The organism is Rhizobium sp. TH135 (genome assembly GCF_002855515.1).
Classification (GTDB): Bacteria; Pseudomonadota; Alphaproteobacteria; order Rhizobiales; family Rhizobiaceae; genus Allorhizobium.
Map to the genome: position 1 here is coordinate 354,006 of NZ_PKRP01000001.1, position 14,602 is coordinate 368,607.

Sequence of the window (14,602 nt, forward strand, 5' to 3'; positions counted from 1 at the left end):
CTGATGCTTTTTCGTTGTAATTGTGGATGGCCTACATCGGCCTGAGCGTGAATTCCGTCAGCTCCGCCGGCACCCCTATCCTGAGCGCAAAGCCCGGCCAGAGGCCCGTGCCATTGTTGACATAGAGCTTCATGTCACCGACCTGGTAGAAGCCGGAGACATAGCCATTGTTCGCCCGGGCGACGATCTGGTCGAGGCCGCGCACCATACCACCATGAGTGTGGCCGGAGAGCTGGAGCGCCACACCCTTTTCGGCAGCCCGCTGCGCAAGCCGCGGCTGGTGATCGAGAAGGATGATCGGCGCGCCCGCAGGCGCGTTGCGCAGGGCAGCCCCGAGATCCGGCTCGAGCGAACCCGTCGAGCGCGCCGAAAGATCGGTGACACCTGCAATAACCAGCCGGCCCTCGCCGCGCTCGATCACCGCATGCTCATTGGCGAGGATGCGCATGTTGAGTACGGGGAAGTGCTTAAGCCACCGATCGACCTCGAAGAAGTATTCGTGATTGCCAGGCACGGTCAGCACGCCGTCACGGGCGCTCAGACCCGCAAGCGGCGCGACGTCCTCCCGTCGGATATCGAGACTGCCGTCGATCAGGTCACCGGTGATGACAATGAGGTCTGCATCGAGCGCATTGGCTTTCTCGACGACGGCACTCGCCCATCGTCCGGTGAACAGACGGCTGATATGCAGGTCGGTCAGCTGCACCATTCGGTAGCCGTCGAATTCAGGTGCGAGCCCGGGGATCGCCACCTCAATCCTCTTGATCGGCGGCACGCGGATTGCCTGGCTGATGCCGAAAGCGGCGAGGACCAGCGCCGCAACTCCCATCGTATATCGCACTTCGGCCGGCACCGCCGGAAACGACCATTTGACGGCGAGAATCAGGATGCTGACGAGATCCAGCACCACCTGCATTGCGGCCAAGAGCACGATCGCCCCGAAGAACAGGTTGAACCCGATCACCAGCGGACGCGGGAACTCCGGCGCAAAGACCGACCCGGACGTGAACCGGCTGAACAGATGATATTGCGAGGCCAACAGCAGGAAGGCGGCAAGCAACAGCTTTACCATCCAAGGCCATGGCAAAGGGGCGATGAAGCGGGTTGCCACGATGAGCCATGGCAGGGAAAACATCAGATGAAACATGCGGGCGGGGGATCCTTTGCTTCGATAACGCCAAAAAGTCCCTGCCGGTTCACATCTAAAGCGATCACTGCACGGAGAAGGTCAGGCAAACCCCGCCGTCAGCGCAAACTCCCGCCCCATCTCGCGGATCTCGTCGAACAGGAAGCCCGCGAAACTGCGCATGACGATGATCTCGAACGTGTCCTGCCCAGTGCGGGCAAGGTTGGCGGCGACATGGCAGATCTGGCAGTTGGTAGATTGGCCGATTTCGAACAGGTCGGCATACAGGTCGAGCGCCGTGCATTTGGCAAGGATCGCCCGCACCTTTGGTCCCTGAATACGCAGCACCACGCGACCGTCGCTCTGGTCGACGAACGACGCGCAGGTCGCCCCGAGGTCTGCCAGCTGCCGAGCAATCGTGTCAGTTGCGACCGTCTCGCTGAGCAGGAGCCACTCGCCGGGCCCGCAGACGCGAACATGCACATCTTCGAGATTGGTCAGCGCCTCATCGATATCAGCCTCGTGCCCCGGATGGGCAAGCACGGAGAAGACAGACACTGCCCGCAGAATGGCGAGATGATGCGGATTGGGCGTCGCTTCGAAACCGGAAATGTGGTCCTCGAGCACGTGACGGGCGGCATAGGTCACCGGCATGGCAGGATCCTCACAGGTTCAGTTTCTTGTTGTCGGGGTCGTAGAAGACGGGGCTGACGACTTCCGCCAGCACTTCCGAACCGCGCAAGCCGTCCCAGACGACGATCTTCTCGCCCAGCCGCTCGCGGCCGGATTTGAGGAAGGCAAGCCCGATCATATGCCCGAGCGTCGGCGAGTGGCAGACAGAGGACACCCAGCCCTGGTCGTTCAGCGTCGACGGCTTGATGTTTTCCTTCAGAAGATGCGCACCGGCAGCGAAACTCTTGTCGCGGTCGACAGGCTTTAGGCCGACAAGCTGCGGACGGTCGGCAGCGGTCAGGCCGAAGCGACTCGACAGCCGCTTGCCGATGAAGTCGGGCTTCTGGGTCGAGAACATTTTGCCGAGGCCCACATCGTCGGGCGTCGTGCGGCCGTCGATTTCGCTATGGGTGATGAAGCCCTTTTCGATGCGCAGCACGTTGAGCGCCTCGACGCCGTAAGCGCAGATGCCATGCGGCTTGCCGGCCGCCATGATCGCATCGGCGACCGCTTCGCCATAGTTGGCGGGCACTGCGACTTCGAAGGCGAGTTCGCCGGAGAAGGAAATGCGGAAGAGCCGCGCCTTCAAGCCACCCTTGAGCAGCACTTCGCGCGCCGACAGGAAGGGGAAGGCCTCGTCGGAGATATCGTCTTCGATGATCTGCTCGAGGATGATCCGCGCCTTGGGTCCCGCGACCGACATCTGCGCCCACTGATCGCTGGAGGAGACGAAGCGCACATCGAGATCCGGCCAGAGAACCTGGGAGCAGAATTCCAGATGCGTCATCACCTCGCCGGCATAGGCCGTCGTGGTGGTCATGAAGAAATGCTCGTCCGACAGCCGGCTCGTCGTGCCGTCATCGTAGATCATCCCGTCTTCGCGCAGCATCAAGCCATAACGCGCCTTGCCGACAGGAAGCTTGAGGAAGGCGTTGGAATAGACCCGGTTGAGGAATTCCGCGGCATCCTTGCCAAAAATCTCGATCTTGCCGAGCGTCGAGACATCGCAGAGACCGGCATTGGCCCTGACGTTCAGCACTTCCCGGTCGACCGCTTCGCGCCAGGTCTTCTCGCCATCGCGCGGGAACCAGGAGGAGCGATACCAGAGGCCGGATTCGACGAAGACCGCACCGTTCTTCTTCGCCCAGCCATGCAGCGGCGAGGTGCGCACGGGCCGAGAATGTTCGCCCCGCGAAGTGCCCGCCATCGCCCCGAAGGAGACGGGCGTGTAGAACGGTCGGAAGGTCGTCGTGCCGATTTCGGCGGGCGACACGCCGCGCATGCCGGCCATAATGCCGATGGTGGCGACATTGCCGAGCTTGCCCTGGTCGGTTGCCATGCCGCCGGTCGTGTAGCGCTTGGTATGCTCGACATGGCCCATGGCCTCGCGCTGGGCAAGGCTCAGGTCCTTCACATGCACGTCGTTCTGGAAGTCGACAAAGGCCTTGGACTTGGCGCCCGGCACATACCAAAGCGGCGCAAAGCTCGCGTCGAATTCACCTTCGACTTCCGGCACGTCGACCGTGCCGACGAGCCGACCGAGATCGCCGATCGCCTCATGCGCCTTGTCGGCGCCGTCACGCAGAACAGCAGCAAGCGCGGCATGACCGGCAGCAGAGCCGGCAATCCGCAGCCCCTGCCCCACATCGGGCGCCAGGAAAGCCTGATACTCCTCCGACCAATATGGCTTGGCGCCGCGCTGGCAGGCGAGATGCACGATCGGGCTATAGCCGCCGCTCATCGCCAGCGCATCGCAGGCAATCTCCTCCTGGTGGCCGACGCGTTCGGCGATCAGCCCCTTGATCCGGAAATACCCCTTGGTGTCGATGACGGAGCCGCCACGAATGACCCGCACGCCTGATGGAGCAACATCCGAAGACTGTGTCCGCCCGTCGATGATGGCCGCAACGCCAACCCCGGCAGCGACCAGATCGGCCGCCGTGCGATAACCCGCACCGCCATTGGTGAAAATCGCGACGTTCTGGCCGGCGGCCACACCGTAGCGATTGACATAGGTCCTGACAGCGCCTGAGGTCATCACACCCGGCTTGTCATTGCCGCCGAACACCAGCGGCCGCTCTTCCGCACCCGAAGCTAGGATCGCCCGCCTTGCGACGATGCGCCAGACGCGTTCGACCGGCAGCTCGCCCGACGGCTGCGCGACATGCTTCTGCACCTTTTCGACGGCACCGAAGACATTGTCGTCATACCAGCCGAACACGGTGGTGCGCGGCATCAGCGTGACATTGGAAAGGCTCTTCAGCTCCTCGACGACGGAGGCGGCATACTCGGCTGCCGACACACCGCCAACGGTGACGCGCTCGGACAGCAGCGATCCGCCAAGCCGGAAACCTTCATCCGCCAGAATGACGCGGAGCCCGGCGCGCGCCGCAGCCCGCGCCGCCATCAGGCCGGCAGGGCCAGAGCCGATGACCAGCAGGTCACAATGCGCCCAGGCCTTTTCGTAGCGATCGGGATCGGCGATGAACGGTGTCTTGCCGAGGCCGGCGGCTTTCCGGATGATCGGCTCATAGAGCTTTTCCCAGAAGGCCTTCGGCCACATGAAAGTCTTGTAGTAGAAGCCGGCCGAGAGGAACGGCGACAACAAGCTGTTGACCGCGCCGATATCGTATTTCAGCGACGGCCAGCGGTTCTGGCTATTGGCTTGAAGCCCCTGATAGAGCTCGGCGACGGTGGCGCGCGTATTCGGCTCGGTGCGGCCTTCGCTGCCGATCGTGACAAGCGCATTCGGCTCGGCCGCACCTGCCGTAACGATACCGCGCGGGCGGTGATATTTGAACGAGCGCCCGACCAGCAGTTGGTCGTTGGCGATCAGCGCAGACGCCAGCGTATCGCCTTCATAGCCCGTATAGGTCTCGCCATCGAACGAGAAGGAGATGGTGCGCGCGCGGTTGACGAGCCCGCCGGAAGACAGCCTGAAGCCACTCATCGTGCGGCCTCCTTCGCGTAATCGCTGGCATCCGTCACGCTATAGACCTCGTGGCTCGCGGCATTGTCGCGCTCGACGACCAGCCAGCGACGGCAGCCAGCCGAATGGTGCCAGTGCTCGGTAATCCGGCCCTTCGGATTGTCGCGGATGAAAACGTAACGATACCACGCATCGTCAGGCGCGCCGGCGGCCGGGCGGACCGGGCTGGCATCACCGCGAATGCTGAACTCTTCCTTGGGGCGAACGCCGCAATGCGGACAGGTGATCAGGCTTGCCATGGCGATGTCTCAATGCAGGTTCGGTTGGGGACCCTTGCCGCCTTCGTCGACGGCGAAGCCGCGTTCGAAGCGATCAAGGCGCAAGAGGCGAGCCACGGGATGGGCCTCGTTCTTGGCGATCAGATGGGCAAAACAGAAGCCGGACGCCGGCGTCGCCTTAAAGCCGCCGTAACACCAGCCGCAGTTCAGGTAGAGATTGTCGATCGGGGTGCGGTCGATGATCGGCGAGCCGTCCATCGACATGTCCATGGCGCCACCCCAGGACCGCAGCACCCGGACGCGCGAGAGACCGGGGATCAGCGACACGCCCTCCTCGATCGTATGCTCGACTGTCGCGAGATTGCCCCGCTGGGCATAGGACGAATAGTAGTCGATGTCGGCACCGAAGACCAAGCCACCCTTGTCGGACTGCGAGATATAGAAGTGCCCCGCGCCATAGGTGATGACATTGTCGATCACGGGCTTGATGCCTTCCGACACAAAGGCCTGCAGCACATGCGTCTCGATCGGCAGATCAAGCCCCGCCATCTTGCCGGTGACGGAGGTGTGGCCGGCGGTCGCCAGCGCCAGCTTGTTGCAGCCGATGAAGCCCTTGGTCGTTTCGACGCCGGTCACCTGGCCGAGTTCGTCGCGGCGGATGCCGGTCACTTCGCAATGCTGGATGAGATCGACGCCGCGCTCGTCCGCACCGCGCCCATAACCCCAGGCAACCGCATCATGGCGGGCCGTGCCGCCGCGCTTCTGCAAGAGGCCACCGAGGATCGGGAAGCGCGCGTGGTCGAAGTTGAGATAGGGCATCATCGTGCGCACCTGCTCGCGGTCGAGCAGTTCGGCAGCCACCCCATGCATCATCATCGCATTGCCACGCCGTGCATAGGCATCGCGCTGGCCGTCGGTGTGGAAGAGATTGACGATGCCACGCTGCGAAACCATGGCATTGTAGTTGAAGTCCTGCTCGAGGCCTTCCCACAGCTTCATCGACAGCTCGTAGAAGGGCTCGTTGCCCTCCAGCATGTAATTCGAGCGGATGATCGTGGTGTTGCGCCCGACGTTGCCACCGCCGAGATAGCCCTTCTCAATCACGGCGACATTGGTGATGCCGAATTCCTTGGCGAGGTAATAGGCAGTGGAAAGACCATGCCCGCCGCCCCCGACGATAACAACGTCGTAATGCGGTTTCGGCTGCGGCTCACGCCACATCGGCGCCCAGTTCCGGTTGCCGGAAAGCGCCTGGCGGAAGATCGAAAGGGCGGAATAACGCATCGAACAACCTCTGCAAATGTCGCGTCACATTCGCATAGGCGTCACAAAGAGCAAGCGCGATCAGGACAAAATCTATGCTGTTTGAGACATGCAACACAGGTTTGATCGCAGTGCAGCACAGAAACATCAGCCGGCATTCCCATGCTGCGGCAAGGCGCACTTCCAAACGGCGGGCCATGGCAGTAAACCGGAGTGTGACATGATCGGGAGCCCGGTTCAGGTGCATCAGACGACAGACATTCTGAGACTGTTCGAGGAAAGCGCGATTGCCGCTGGCCGCGTCATTCTCGACATCTACCGCGCCGGCGCAAAGGTGCGCATCAAGGGTGACAAGTCACCGGTGACGGAAGCCGACGAGGCCGCCGAATGGCTGATCCTCGAAGCGCTCGCCCGCGATTTGCCTGATGTGCCCGTGGTCGCAGAGGAAGAAGTCGCCGCCGGCCGTATCCCCGATGTCAGCGGCGGGCGCTTCATCCTGGTCGATCCGCTCGACGGCACCCGTGAATTCATCGGCGGCCATGACGACTTCACGGTCAACATCGCGCTGATCGAAAACGGCACCCCCACCCTCGGCGTGGTCCATGCGCCCGCGCTCTCCACGCTCTATCTCGGCGGTGACGGCAAGGCCGAGAAACTGGTGATAGACGATGAGGACCGCGTCTCCGCCCGCTATCCCATTGCGGTGAGGCAAAAGCACGCCTCGCCCTCGGCACTCGTCTCCCGCTCCCACAATTGCGATGCGACCGACGCCTATATCAAGAAGGCAGAGATCCTGGAGCGCAAGGCGGTCGGCTCTTCGCTCAAGTTCTGCCTCGTCGCCGAAGGCGTGGCCGACATCTATCCCCGCTTCAGCCCCACCATGGAATGGGATACGGCAGCCGGTGATGCCGTGTTGCGGGCTGCAGGCGGCATGGTGGCGACCGAGGACGGCGCACCGCTCACCTATGGCAAGCGCCTGATGGGCCTGCGCCCCTTCGAGAATCCGGCCTTCATCGCAACAGGACGCCCGCAAGAGCGGGGATGACTTCCAAGAAAGAGGGAGCAAATTCAACGGGGGCCTGCGATTTTCATCCCCCGCCTTCAGGCATGTCCGAGACTTCTCCCTTCGAACCCGCGCTGCACCTGGCAGCCAAACGAGAAGGAGAGACCATGCCCGATACGACCACCAAGCTCGCTTTGCCCTTCATCATGCCTGCACAGGCGCAGAAGCATGTGACCCACAATGAAGCGCTGCTGCGCCTCGACGCGCTCGTGCAGCTCGTCATCACCAGCGGCCTCTCAAGTCCGCCGACAGATCCCCTCGACGGCCAGATCCATTCGGTCATCACTCCCGGGACTGGTGCCTGGAGCGGCCACGAAGGCACACTGGCCCTTTTCCAGGATGGCATCTGGGTTTTCATCACACCGCGTGCGGGCTGGACCGCCGTCTTCCTGGATGAAGAGAGACTGAAACTCTTCGACGGCACCGACTGGATCGAGCTGCCCCTCCCCTCTGGGGCTCAGTTCGAGCGGCTGGGCATCGCCGCCATGCCGGACAGCTATAACCGGCTCTCCCTCTCCTCGCCTGCCAGCCTCTTCAACCATGCCGGCGACAGCCACCGGCTGACGATCAACAAATCAGGCACGGCTGAGACCGCGAGCCTGATCTTCCAGTCGAACTGGCAGGGGCGTGCCGAAATGGGGCTTGCGGGGGAAGACCGCTTCTCGCTCAAGGTGAACGGCGACGTGACCGGCTGGCGTCAGGCCGTCAGCATCACGCCGGAGGGTTATGTCCGCCACGACCAGCGCCCTCACGCCCGCGCCTCGCTCAATACAGCAACACTCACCCCGGCTGCCGGCAGCTTCACCGGCTTCGATGTCCTGCATCTCTCGGGCGGCGATGTGGCGCTCGGCTCTCCGCTTGCCTCCGGCAATGGGCGTCCCCTCGTGGTATCCGCGTCTGGTCTCTATGTTCTGTCGCTGACCGTAGACGCCAACAGCACCGGCACTCACACCGTCCATGTCAGCCGCAATGGCTCGATCGATGTTGCAAGCCATATCGGCGGCGCTGGAGTATCAAGCACGGTGGCTCTGGTCTGGCTCGACGCAGGCGACACCCTGGCGCTGCGCCACCTCGGCACGATCCAGTATGACTTCGGCTACGGGAAGACAGAGCTCAGCCTGACCTTGCTTTGAGACCATAAACGATAAAAGGCGCCACAGCTCGTGTGGCGCCTTTTGTCAAATACAGAGATCCGCTCTCAGAGCAGCCTGTAACGACAGGCACGGGCCACCGCCTGCATCCGGTTGACCGCTTCGAGCTTGCGCATGGCGCTCTTGAGGTAGCTGACGACGGTATGGCTAGAAATGTCGAGAATGATTGCGATCTCGTCGCTGCTCTTGCCCGCCGCCGACCAGCGCAGACATTCGATTTCGCGCGCGGAAAGCTTTTCCTTCGGGCCGAGCCGTGGAACGAGCGCCTCGACGCCGGCATCGAGCAGCTCCATCAAGCTCAACTGCAGTTCTGCAATCTCTCTGCGGTCGGGCGCGCTGGCACGTCCGGAAAGCACCAAAACATACTGGGTCTGGTTCCGGTCATGCAGGCTGTAGACCAGGAGAGCGCCAAGCTCGAACTGCTGGAACACCGGCGCCACAGGCTGCCGCGCTTCCGAGCCTGGCGTGCCGAGAAAGAGGTTGTCCTCTGTGTAGATCGGCAGGATCGACTGCTTGATGCGCGCAACGAGCTGGCTTCCGGCGTAGACTTCGGCTGCCTCATAAGCCAATCGCAGCTCGTCTGGCCAGGTGCAGACGATCAGATTGGCCGCAAATTCCGGGCTGTCAGCCTTCGGAAACCTGGCAAGAAGACAGTGCCGAAACCCGTGAGCACGACCCAGCGAAAAGAGGTCACGCCCCCACGACCCCGTGGAGAGCGCTTCGCTCTGAAAAACGGCAGCGCCGTCACCAAGATTGTGACTGTGCGTCACATCGGTTGGCCTGAACATACAACTCCTTTCGACCGAACATTCCGTCCGATCGGGATCTGAATATTTATGGACATTGAGTCGTTCCATGAAGGAACGGGTATCAGCTGGGCCTGTCGCCGATCTTGCGGCTCAAAAAGAGAGCCGACTTGCGCGACATCTGCCCTTCTGGACGACGGATCGTCCTCGGCATGGATATTGATGAGCGCCCAATGCCACAGATGCGCGACGCGCACCAGTCGCGCCGTTCGCATAACTCCTATGCAATTGCCGCAAGTTTACTCAAGTTGCAGCAAAAAGGGCGAATCCCGGCGCGGCTTCGTCGCTAAAATTATTATCAAATGCTTACAATGGGCTTAGGCAAATTTTAAAGCATCGGTCCTAGTATGCGGGTGTGTGGTCTTGAGTTTGTATAGAGAGTCCAATGACCGAAATGATCCGCCCACGAGTGAAATATGTCATCGGCCCCGATGGCAGCCCCCTGACGATTGCCGATCTTCCGCCGGCCAATACACGCCGCTGGGTGATCCGCCGCAAGGCTGAGGTTGTCGCGGCAGTGCGTGGCGGCCTGTTGAGCCTGGAAGAGGCCTGTGAACGTTACACGCTGACGGTCGAGGAGTTCCTCTCCTGGCAGTCTTCGATCAGCGACCATGGCCTGCCGGGCCTGCGCACCACCCGAATCCAGCAGTATCGCCATTAGTACCTTTGGTGCCGGTTCGCCGGCACACTAAGTTTTTTGACAAGACCCATCCTGAACCGGCACGGCCCAGCCTGCCGGTTTCATGCTTTCTGGGGCACAGCCCTTCGGCCAAGAGCACTCAAGGCAACTACCGCCAAGCTCGATCCCGCATAAAACCAGAGTCCCGGCTGGGTAAACGCCTGCGCCAGCCCGCTCGTTTTCGTCGCAAAGATGACGATGGCAACAAGCAGCACATCCATCATCGACCACTTCGATAGCACCGGCACCAGACGATCGAGAAACCCGGTCTGCTGAAGGCTATCCTCTGCCACCTGTTCGGCAGCGACAAGCAGAAGCTTGGCGAGCGGAAAGACGATGGAAACCAGGCCGACGAGCACGGCAAGCGCCGCATCCCCGCCCGTCCACAGAGACACAATGACCTCGGCCAGGGAGGCATCGGTGGAAAAAACGTAAAAGCTCTCGAACCGCATGAGCGGAAGCGTCACCCCAAGGGCGAAAAATGCCGGGGCACCGACAAGGAGAAGCGCCTTCAACCAGACCAGCAACGAGGTTCCCCTTGCGATATCGAACACTGCGTGTCCGGCTCTATCGTTGCCGGTTCGCAAGCGCCGATGTTAAGCAGAAGCACGAAACGACGGCAACAGGAGGCCAGGATGCACATCACCAGTGAGGAAGCAGGGTCCGGCGGACGCTATATGGGCCGCGTCGATGGCATAGCAGAACCCGCGCTCATGACCTTCTCCCGCGCCTCCCCCACTCTGATCATCATCGATCATACCGAGGTGCCGGGCGAGATGCGCGGAACCGGCGCCGGTCAGACGCTTGCCGAGCATGCGGTCGCAGAGGCGCGCAAGGGCGGCTGGAAGATCATCCCGCTCTGTCCCTTCATGAAGGCGCAGATGGACCGCCACCCGGACTGGAATGACGTTCGACAGGGGTGATCCCTAGGCTATAAACGAACAAAGGCGGACGCGAGAGTAACCCGCGACCGCCTTCCTTTTCGAAATCTCAACCAGACTGAATAGCGTTATTCAGGCCCGGACACGCATCTGGCCATCGCGCTCTTCGAGAGCCGCCGCCTTCTGGTATTCCGCTTCTGCCTCTTCCAACGCCAGTTCTGCTGCTTCCTGCTGGACCTTCAGTTCCCGAATGGAGACCTGAAGATTATCCGCGCGCTGGCGAGCTGCCTTGGCGAAGGTGGGATAGGCGAAATGATTGGGATCAGAGATACCCGACTTCTTTTCCTCGATGCCGATCTGAGCTTCGAGCTCCTTCGCCATCCGTTCGAACTCGGACATCATCGACTGCAACTGCTGCAATTGCCGACGCTTTTCGGTAACCTGAAAACCCTTCAGGCGTACCAGGCTCTCACGCGACTTCATACGCAATACTCCCGTGATGCGAGATCCCCCGCCACACTTGCTACTCAACACGCCCGCCACCGATTCGTCCAAAAAAAGTCCGCGGCGTTAACAAAAAGCTACCTTTGGTAACCTTTCGTTTACGGGCATCGTTAATGATAAGGCCGATCACTTAAGGGTCAGTAAATGCCAGAGCCCGAAAAGAGCTCCCGACAATGATGAGTCAAATGAATCGGTTACAGGGTTTTCCTGAGGCGCAGATTCAGGTGTGGCGATGACCGAAACACATGAAGAATCAGGAGGCTGAAATCTTTGCTTAATAAATTCGATACACCTTGCCAGAGGGAATCAGAATTTGTTAACCAATTGGTGGCAGCCTTCAAATCAGGCAACGACTGGATCCGTATCGCGTAGGGGGCCATCTTGACCTTTCGGCGGCGGTAAAGGGGATAAATATGCGGGTTCTACTCATTGAAGACGATAGCGCGACGGCGCAGAGCATCGAACTGATGCTCAAGTCCGAGAGCTTCAACGTCTACACCACCGATCTCGGCGAAGAAGGTGTCGACCTCGGTAAGCTCTACGACTACGACATCATTCTGCTCGACCTGAACCTGCCCGACATGTCCGGTTACGAGGTGCTGCGTACCCTTCGCCTGTCCAAGGTGAAGACGCCGATCTTGATCCTGTCCGGCATGGCAGGCATTGAAGACAAGGTGCGGGGCCTCGGCTTCGGCGCCGACGACTACATGACCAAGCCGTTCCACAAGGACGAGCTGGTTGCCCGCATCCATGCGATCGTCCGCCGTTCCAAGGGCCACGCCCAGTCAATCATCATCACGGGCGAGCTGATCGTGAACCTGGATGCCAAGACGGTCGAAGTCGGTGGCCAGCGCGTTCACCTGACGGGCAAGGAATACCAGATGCTGGAGCTTCTCTCGCTCCGCAAGGGTACGACACTGACCAAGGAAATGTTCCTGAACCATCTCTATGGTGGCATGGACGAGCCAGAACTGAAGATCATCGACGTCTTCATCTGCAAGCTGCGCAAGAAGCTCGCAAATGCCGCCGGTGGCGCAAACTACATCGAAACCGTCTGGGGCCGCGGCTACGTGCTGCGCGAGCCGGATGGCGCTGAATACATGGAAACGGCATAAGCCTTTTCCCAATCCCCTTGCCGGAGGCCCGCGTTCATGACGCGGGCCTTTTGCGTTCTAGACTTTACCCGCCCCACGCGGGCGTCCCGGATTGCGGCCACGAAAAAAGGCGGCACCGATGGCACCGCCTTTTTGATATTGGCTTCAGTTCCTGGCAGATCAGGCAGCGATCGCCTTGTCGCCGAACGTCTTGGTCAGGATTTCGCGATCGAAGGGCTTGAGCAGGAAGTCGTTGGCACCCGCACGCTTGCCGGCCATCATCACCTTCAGCTCGGCCTCGACGACGCAATAGTAGATCTTTACGGCCTTGCCGTCGGGAAGTGCGCGTACGTTGGAAATCAGATCGAGCGCGTCGTCCATGCCGGCATCCACAATCATGACATCGGGAAGCTCCCGTTCGCAACGCGTCAGACCCTCACGCCCGGAACCAGCTTCCGTCACCTGGTAGCCAAGCTCCGACAGGATCTTCTTGCCGACCTTGCGAACGATGTCCGAGCCGTCTGCGATCATCAAGCGCTTCATGGTCAACTCCCCTCCCCTCAAACCGGGGAATACAATTTTAACCGCCATGATACCGGGCCTGACCTAAGGAAAGGTTACCGGTTGTAACAGCCCATAGTCCCGGATTGGGACAGTTCACGCGGTCAGTTCTGCGGTGAAAGCGATCTCGCCTTCGCTCGGCACACATTTCAGTTCCATGCCGCATTCATCCGCGAGCAGCACCGTGTAATAGGGCTGGATGGTATGGGCATCGACCGCCTCTTCCAGGTGGCCGGACAGGATTTCCTGATACTTCGGCGGCACGCGCAGCATGCGGCCCTTGGCGACGATCTTGAACTTGGCGTCCGTCTCCGGGTTCTCGAGCGAGATATCGAGCGAGCCGCCACGCGGGATGGCGCCATAGGCGACGAGGAAGAGGTTGAGCAGCAGCTTGACGCGGTTCTTGGCGATGATGGCGCGCGGGCCGCTCCAGGTCACCTCGGTCTTCTTCTCGGCCTGAGCGAAATCCTTGGCAGCCTTCTCGGCCTCACCGGTGTCGATCGAGGCGCCGACAGAGCCGGAAGCCCCGAAGGCAAGACGGGCAAACTTCAGACGAACCGAGGCATTCAGCGCGCTGGTGCGGATCAGATCCATCGCATCGGCGTCGGCACCGCCCTCGTCGAGCAGTTCGAGGCCGTTGTTGATCGCGCCGACCGGCGAGATGACGTCGTGGCAGACGCGGCTGCAAAGCAGCGCCGCGAGGTCGGGACCTGCAAGCGTGAGGTTGGGGTTCTTCGCCATGGTCGTCTCCAGAAGATGTGGACCCTGAGCGCAACAGGCGGACACGCGTCCGCAGGCCGCGACTTGGTCGGATGCCGTTCGGCCATAATGACACCATATTTGGTAAACCGATTATTAAGACGATGCCCGCTAGGTTTAATTACCCCCAAGGAAGACGCCGAATCCGTCGGCTTCGCATTCAGGAGGCACCATGATTCCCTCGTCCATTCGCTCCCTGCCGGTTCTGCGATCGCTGTTCCTGGCCACCATGGCTATCATCGGCATTGCGATCAGCGAACGGCCAGCCGCGGCTGCCGGAGAATACACGATCCAGGAAGTGGTCGATGCCGGTCACGGCTTCTTCGGCGAAACGAGCGGCGCCCTGGCAAAGGTGATTGAACAGGCCTTCGAACAGTATGGCCTGCCGAACGGCTACATCCTGGGCCAGGAAGGCTCCGGCGCCCTGATCGCCGGCCTCACCTATGGCGAAGGCACGCTCTACACCAAGAATGTCGGCCAGCACGACGTGTTCTGGCAGGGCCCATCCCTCGGCATCGATTACGGTGGCAACGGCACGCGCGCGATGATGCTCGTCTATGACCTGCCTGATGTCGACACGCTCTATGCCCGCTACGGCGGCGTCAGCGGCTCGGCCTATATCGTCGCTGGCGTCGGCATGACGGTCCTCAAAAGCCGCGATGTGATTCTGGTGCCGATTCGCACCGGCCTCGGTGCACGTCTCGGCGTGAACGTTGGCTATCTCAAGCTGACCCGCGCGCCCACCTGGAACCCCTTCTGAGCCCACAGGTTGCGTGGCTCAGGCTCACGCAAGCTCGATCTGGTCTGTCGTTAGGCTTATTCGTGGAAGGTACCGG

General features: G+C 61.2%; 17 protein-coding genes. 7 read left to right on the plus strand and 10 right to left on the minus strand.

Features of this window, described 5'->3' with window-relative positions:
- Window positions 1-31 precede the first annotated feature (31 nt).
- The 5 genes from C0V73_RS01725 to C0V73_RS01745 form a co-directional block, all read right to left on the minus strand.
- Complete coding sequence (locus C0V73_RS01725) at window positions 32-1,147, minus strand: metallophosphoesterase (protein WP_102018268.1); 1,116 nt, start codon at window positions 1,145-1,147, stop codon at window positions 32-34.
- Window positions 1,148-1,228: 81 nt separating this feature from the next.
- A complete protein-coding gene (locus C0V73_RS01730; protein WP_102018269.1) occupies window positions 1,229-1,780 on the minus strand; it encodes a sarcosine oxidase subunit gamma family protein in 552 nt (183 codons plus the stop codon).
- 10 nt (window positions 1,781-1,790) lie between these two features.
- The gene (locus C0V73_RS01735) at window positions 1,791-4,748 is read right to left on the minus strand and encodes a sarcosine oxidase subunit alpha family protein (RefSeq protein ID WP_102018270.1); all 2,958 of its coding nucleotides are present in this window, start codon (window positions 4,746-4,748) and stop codon (window positions 1,791-1,793) included.
- Window positions 4,745-5,026 carry a sarcosine oxidase subunit delta gene (locus C0V73_RS01740; RefSeq protein WP_102018271.1) on the minus strand — a complete coding sequence of 94 codons (282 nt, stop codon included), beginning with the start codon at window positions 5,024-5,026 and terminating at the stop codon, window positions 4,745-4,747. Before C0V73_RS01740 ends, C0V73_RS01735 begins: the two co-directional genes overlap by 4 nt.
- Window positions 5,027-5,035: 9 nt before the next feature.
- Window positions 5,036-6,289, minus strand: a complete 1,254-nt coding sequence (locus C0V73_RS01745; RefSeq protein WP_102018272.1) for a sarcosine oxidase subunit beta family protein — start codon at window positions 6,287-6,289, stop codon at window positions 5,036-5,038.
- A 199-nt stretch (window positions 6,290-6,488) separates the two neighbouring features.
- On the opposite strand from C0V73_RS01745, the gene cysQ reads away from it, so the two are divergent.
- Together cysQ and C0V73_RS01755 are read left to right on the plus strand one after the other, a co-directional pair.
- Window positions 6,489-7,313 carry a 3'(2'),5'-bisphosphate nucleotidase CysQ gene (cysQ, locus tag C0V73_RS01750; RefSeq protein WP_172449960.1) on the plus strand — a complete coding sequence of 275 codons (825 nt, stop codon included), beginning with the start codon at window positions 6,489-6,491 and terminating at the stop codon, window positions 7,311-7,313.
- A gap of 125 nt (window positions 7,314-7,438) precedes the next feature.
- Window positions 7,439-8,464, plus strand: a complete 1,026-nt coding sequence (locus C0V73_RS01755; RefSeq protein ID WP_102018273.1) for a DUF2793 domain-containing protein — start codon at window positions 7,439-7,441, stop codon at window positions 8,462-8,464.
- A 65-nt stretch (window positions 8,465-8,529) separates the two neighbouring features.
- Here C0V73_RS01755 and C0V73_RS01760 read toward each other — a convergent pair whose 3' ends face one another.
- Window positions 8,530-9,270 (minus strand): LuxR family transcriptional regulator, encoded by a 741-nt coding sequence (locus C0V73_RS01760; RefSeq protein WP_102018274.1) that lies wholly within the window; start codon window positions 9,268-9,270, stop codon window positions 8,530-8,532.
- Between the two features lie 128 nt (window positions 9,271-9,398).
- Between C0V73_RS01760 and C0V73_RS23010 the strand changes: the two genes are divergently transcribed.
- Both C0V73_RS23010 and C0V73_RS01765 read left to right on the plus strand, forming a co-directional pair.
- Entirely contained in the window at window positions 9,399-9,578 is a 180-nt protein-coding gene (locus C0V73_RS23010) for a hypothetical protein (RefSeq protein WP_172449962.1), read from the plus strand.
- A 95-nt stretch (window positions 9,579-9,673) separates the two neighbouring features.
- Window positions 9,674-9,949: a DUF1153 domain-containing protein gene (locus C0V73_RS01765; protein WP_007606379.1), complete on the plus strand. Its 276-nt coding sequence runs from the start codon at window positions 9,674-9,676 to the stop codon at window positions 9,947-9,949.
- Window positions 9,950-10,029: 80 nt separating this feature from the next.
- Here the strand turns inward: C0V73_RS01765 and C0V73_RS01770 are convergent, their stop codons facing one another.
- Window positions 10,030-10,521: a paraquat-inducible protein A gene (locus tag C0V73_RS01770; protein ID WP_102018275.1), complete on the minus strand. Its 492-nt coding sequence runs from the start codon at window positions 10,519-10,521 to the stop codon at window positions 10,030-10,032.
- A gap of 81 nt (window positions 10,522-10,602) precedes the next feature.
- Between C0V73_RS01770 and C0V73_RS01775 the strand changes: the two genes are divergently transcribed.
- Window positions 10,603-10,890 (plus strand): GNAT family N-acetyltransferase, encoded by a 288-nt coding sequence (locus tag C0V73_RS01775; RefSeq protein WP_102018276.1) that lies wholly within the window; start codon window positions 10,603-10,605, stop codon window positions 10,888-10,890.
- A gap of 90 nt (window positions 10,891-10,980) precedes the next feature.
- Here C0V73_RS01775 and C0V73_RS01780 read toward each other — a convergent pair whose 3' ends face one another.
- Window positions 10,981-11,331, minus strand: a complete 351-nt coding sequence (locus C0V73_RS01780) for a flagellar export protein FliJ (RefSeq protein WP_102018277.1) — start codon at window positions 11,329-11,331, stop codon at window positions 10,981-10,983.
- Window positions 11,332-11,765: 434 nt separating this feature from the next.
- Here C0V73_RS01780 and ctrA point away from each other — a divergent pair, with 434 nt between their 5' ends.
- Window positions 11,766-12,467, plus strand: coding sequence for a cell cycle two-component system response regulator CtrA (gene ctrA / locus C0V73_RS01785; protein WP_054148338.1), 702 nt, complete (start codon window positions 11,766-11,768; stop codon window positions 12,465-12,467).
- A gap of 159 nt (window positions 12,468-12,626) precedes the next feature.
- Here the strand turns inward: ctrA and C0V73_RS01790 are convergent, their stop codons facing one another.
- A complete protein-coding gene (locus C0V73_RS01790; protein WP_102018278.1) occupies window positions 12,627-12,989 on the minus strand; it encodes a response regulator in 363 nt (120 codons plus the stop codon).
- A gap of 114 nt (window positions 12,990-13,103) precedes the next feature.
- Window positions 13,104-13,748 (minus strand): histidine phosphotransferase family protein, encoded by a 645-nt coding sequence (locus C0V73_RS01795; RefSeq protein WP_102018279.1) that lies wholly within the window; start codon window positions 13,746-13,748, stop codon window positions 13,104-13,106.
- 247 nt (window positions 13,749-13,995) lie between these two features.
- Between C0V73_RS01795 and C0V73_RS01800 the strand changes: the two genes are divergently transcribed.
- A complete protein-coding gene (locus C0V73_RS01800) occupies window positions 13,996-14,526 on the plus strand; it encodes an EipA family protein (RefSeq protein WP_245407875.1) in 531 nt (176 codons plus the stop codon).
- The last annotated feature ends 76 nt before the right edge of the window (window positions 14,527-14,602 follow it).

Excerpts from the sequence above, each read along its gene's own strand:
- cysQ (WP_172449960.1), top strand. The coding sequence starts at position 6,489 with ATGATCGGGAGCCCGGTTCAGGTGCATCAGACGACAGACATTCTGAGA.
- C0V73_RS01795 (WP_102018279.1), bottom strand. The coding sequence starts at position 13,748 with ATGGCGAAGAACCCCAACCTCACGCTTGCAGGTCCCGACCTCGCGGCG.
- C0V73_RS01780 (WP_102018277.1), bottom strand. The coding sequence starts at position 11,331 with ATGAAGTCGCGTGAGAGCCTGGTACGCCTGAAGGGTTTTCAGGTTACC.
- C0V73_RS01740 (WP_102018271.1), bottom strand. The coding sequence starts at position 5,026 with ATGGCAAGCCTGATCACCTGTCCGCATTGCGGCGTTCGCCCCAAGGAA.
- C0V73_RS01745 (WP_102018272.1), bottom strand. The coding sequence starts at position 6,289 with ATGCGTTATTCCGCCCTTTCGATCTTCCGCCAGGCGCTTTCCGGCAAC.
- ctrA (WP_054148338.1), top strand. The coding sequence starts at position 11,766 with ATGCGGGTTCTACTCATTGAAGACGATAGCGCGACGGCGCAGAGCATC.
- C0V73_RS01790 (WP_102018278.1), bottom strand. The coding sequence starts at position 12,989 with ATGAAGCGCTTGATGATCGCAGACGGCTCGGACATCGTTCGCAAGGTC.
- C0V73_RS01765 (WP_007606379.1), top strand. The coding sequence starts at position 9,674 with ATGACCGAAATGATCCGCCCACGAGTGAAATATGTCATCGGCCCCGAT.
- C0V73_RS01755 (WP_102018273.1), top strand. The coding sequence starts at position 7,439 with ATGCCCGATACGACCACCAAGCTCGCTTTGCCCTTCATCATGCCTGCA.
- C0V73_RS01775 (WP_102018276.1), top strand. The coding sequence starts at position 10,603 with ATGCACATCACCAGTGAGGAAGCAGGGTCCGGCGGACGCTATATGGGC.
- C0V73_RS01725 (WP_102018268.1), bottom strand. The coding sequence starts at position 1,147 with ATGTTTCATCTGATGTTTTCCCTGCCATGGCTCATCGTGGCAACCCGC.
- C0V73_RS01800 (WP_245407875.1), top strand. The coding sequence starts at position 13,996 with ATGGCTATCATCGGCATTGCGATCAGCGAACGGCCAGCCGCGGCTGCC.
- C0V73_RS01735 (WP_102018270.1), bottom strand. The coding sequence starts at position 4,748 with ATGAGTGGCTTCAGGCTGTCTTCCGGCGGGCTCGTCAACCGCGCGCGC.
- C0V73_RS01760 (WP_102018274.1), bottom strand. The coding sequence starts at position 9,270 with ATGTTCAGGCCAACCGATGTGACGCACAGTCACAATCTTGGTGACGGC.
- C0V73_RS01730 (WP_102018269.1), bottom strand. The coding sequence starts at position 1,780 with ATGCCGGTGACCTATGCCGCCCGTCACGTGCTCGAGGACCACATTTCC.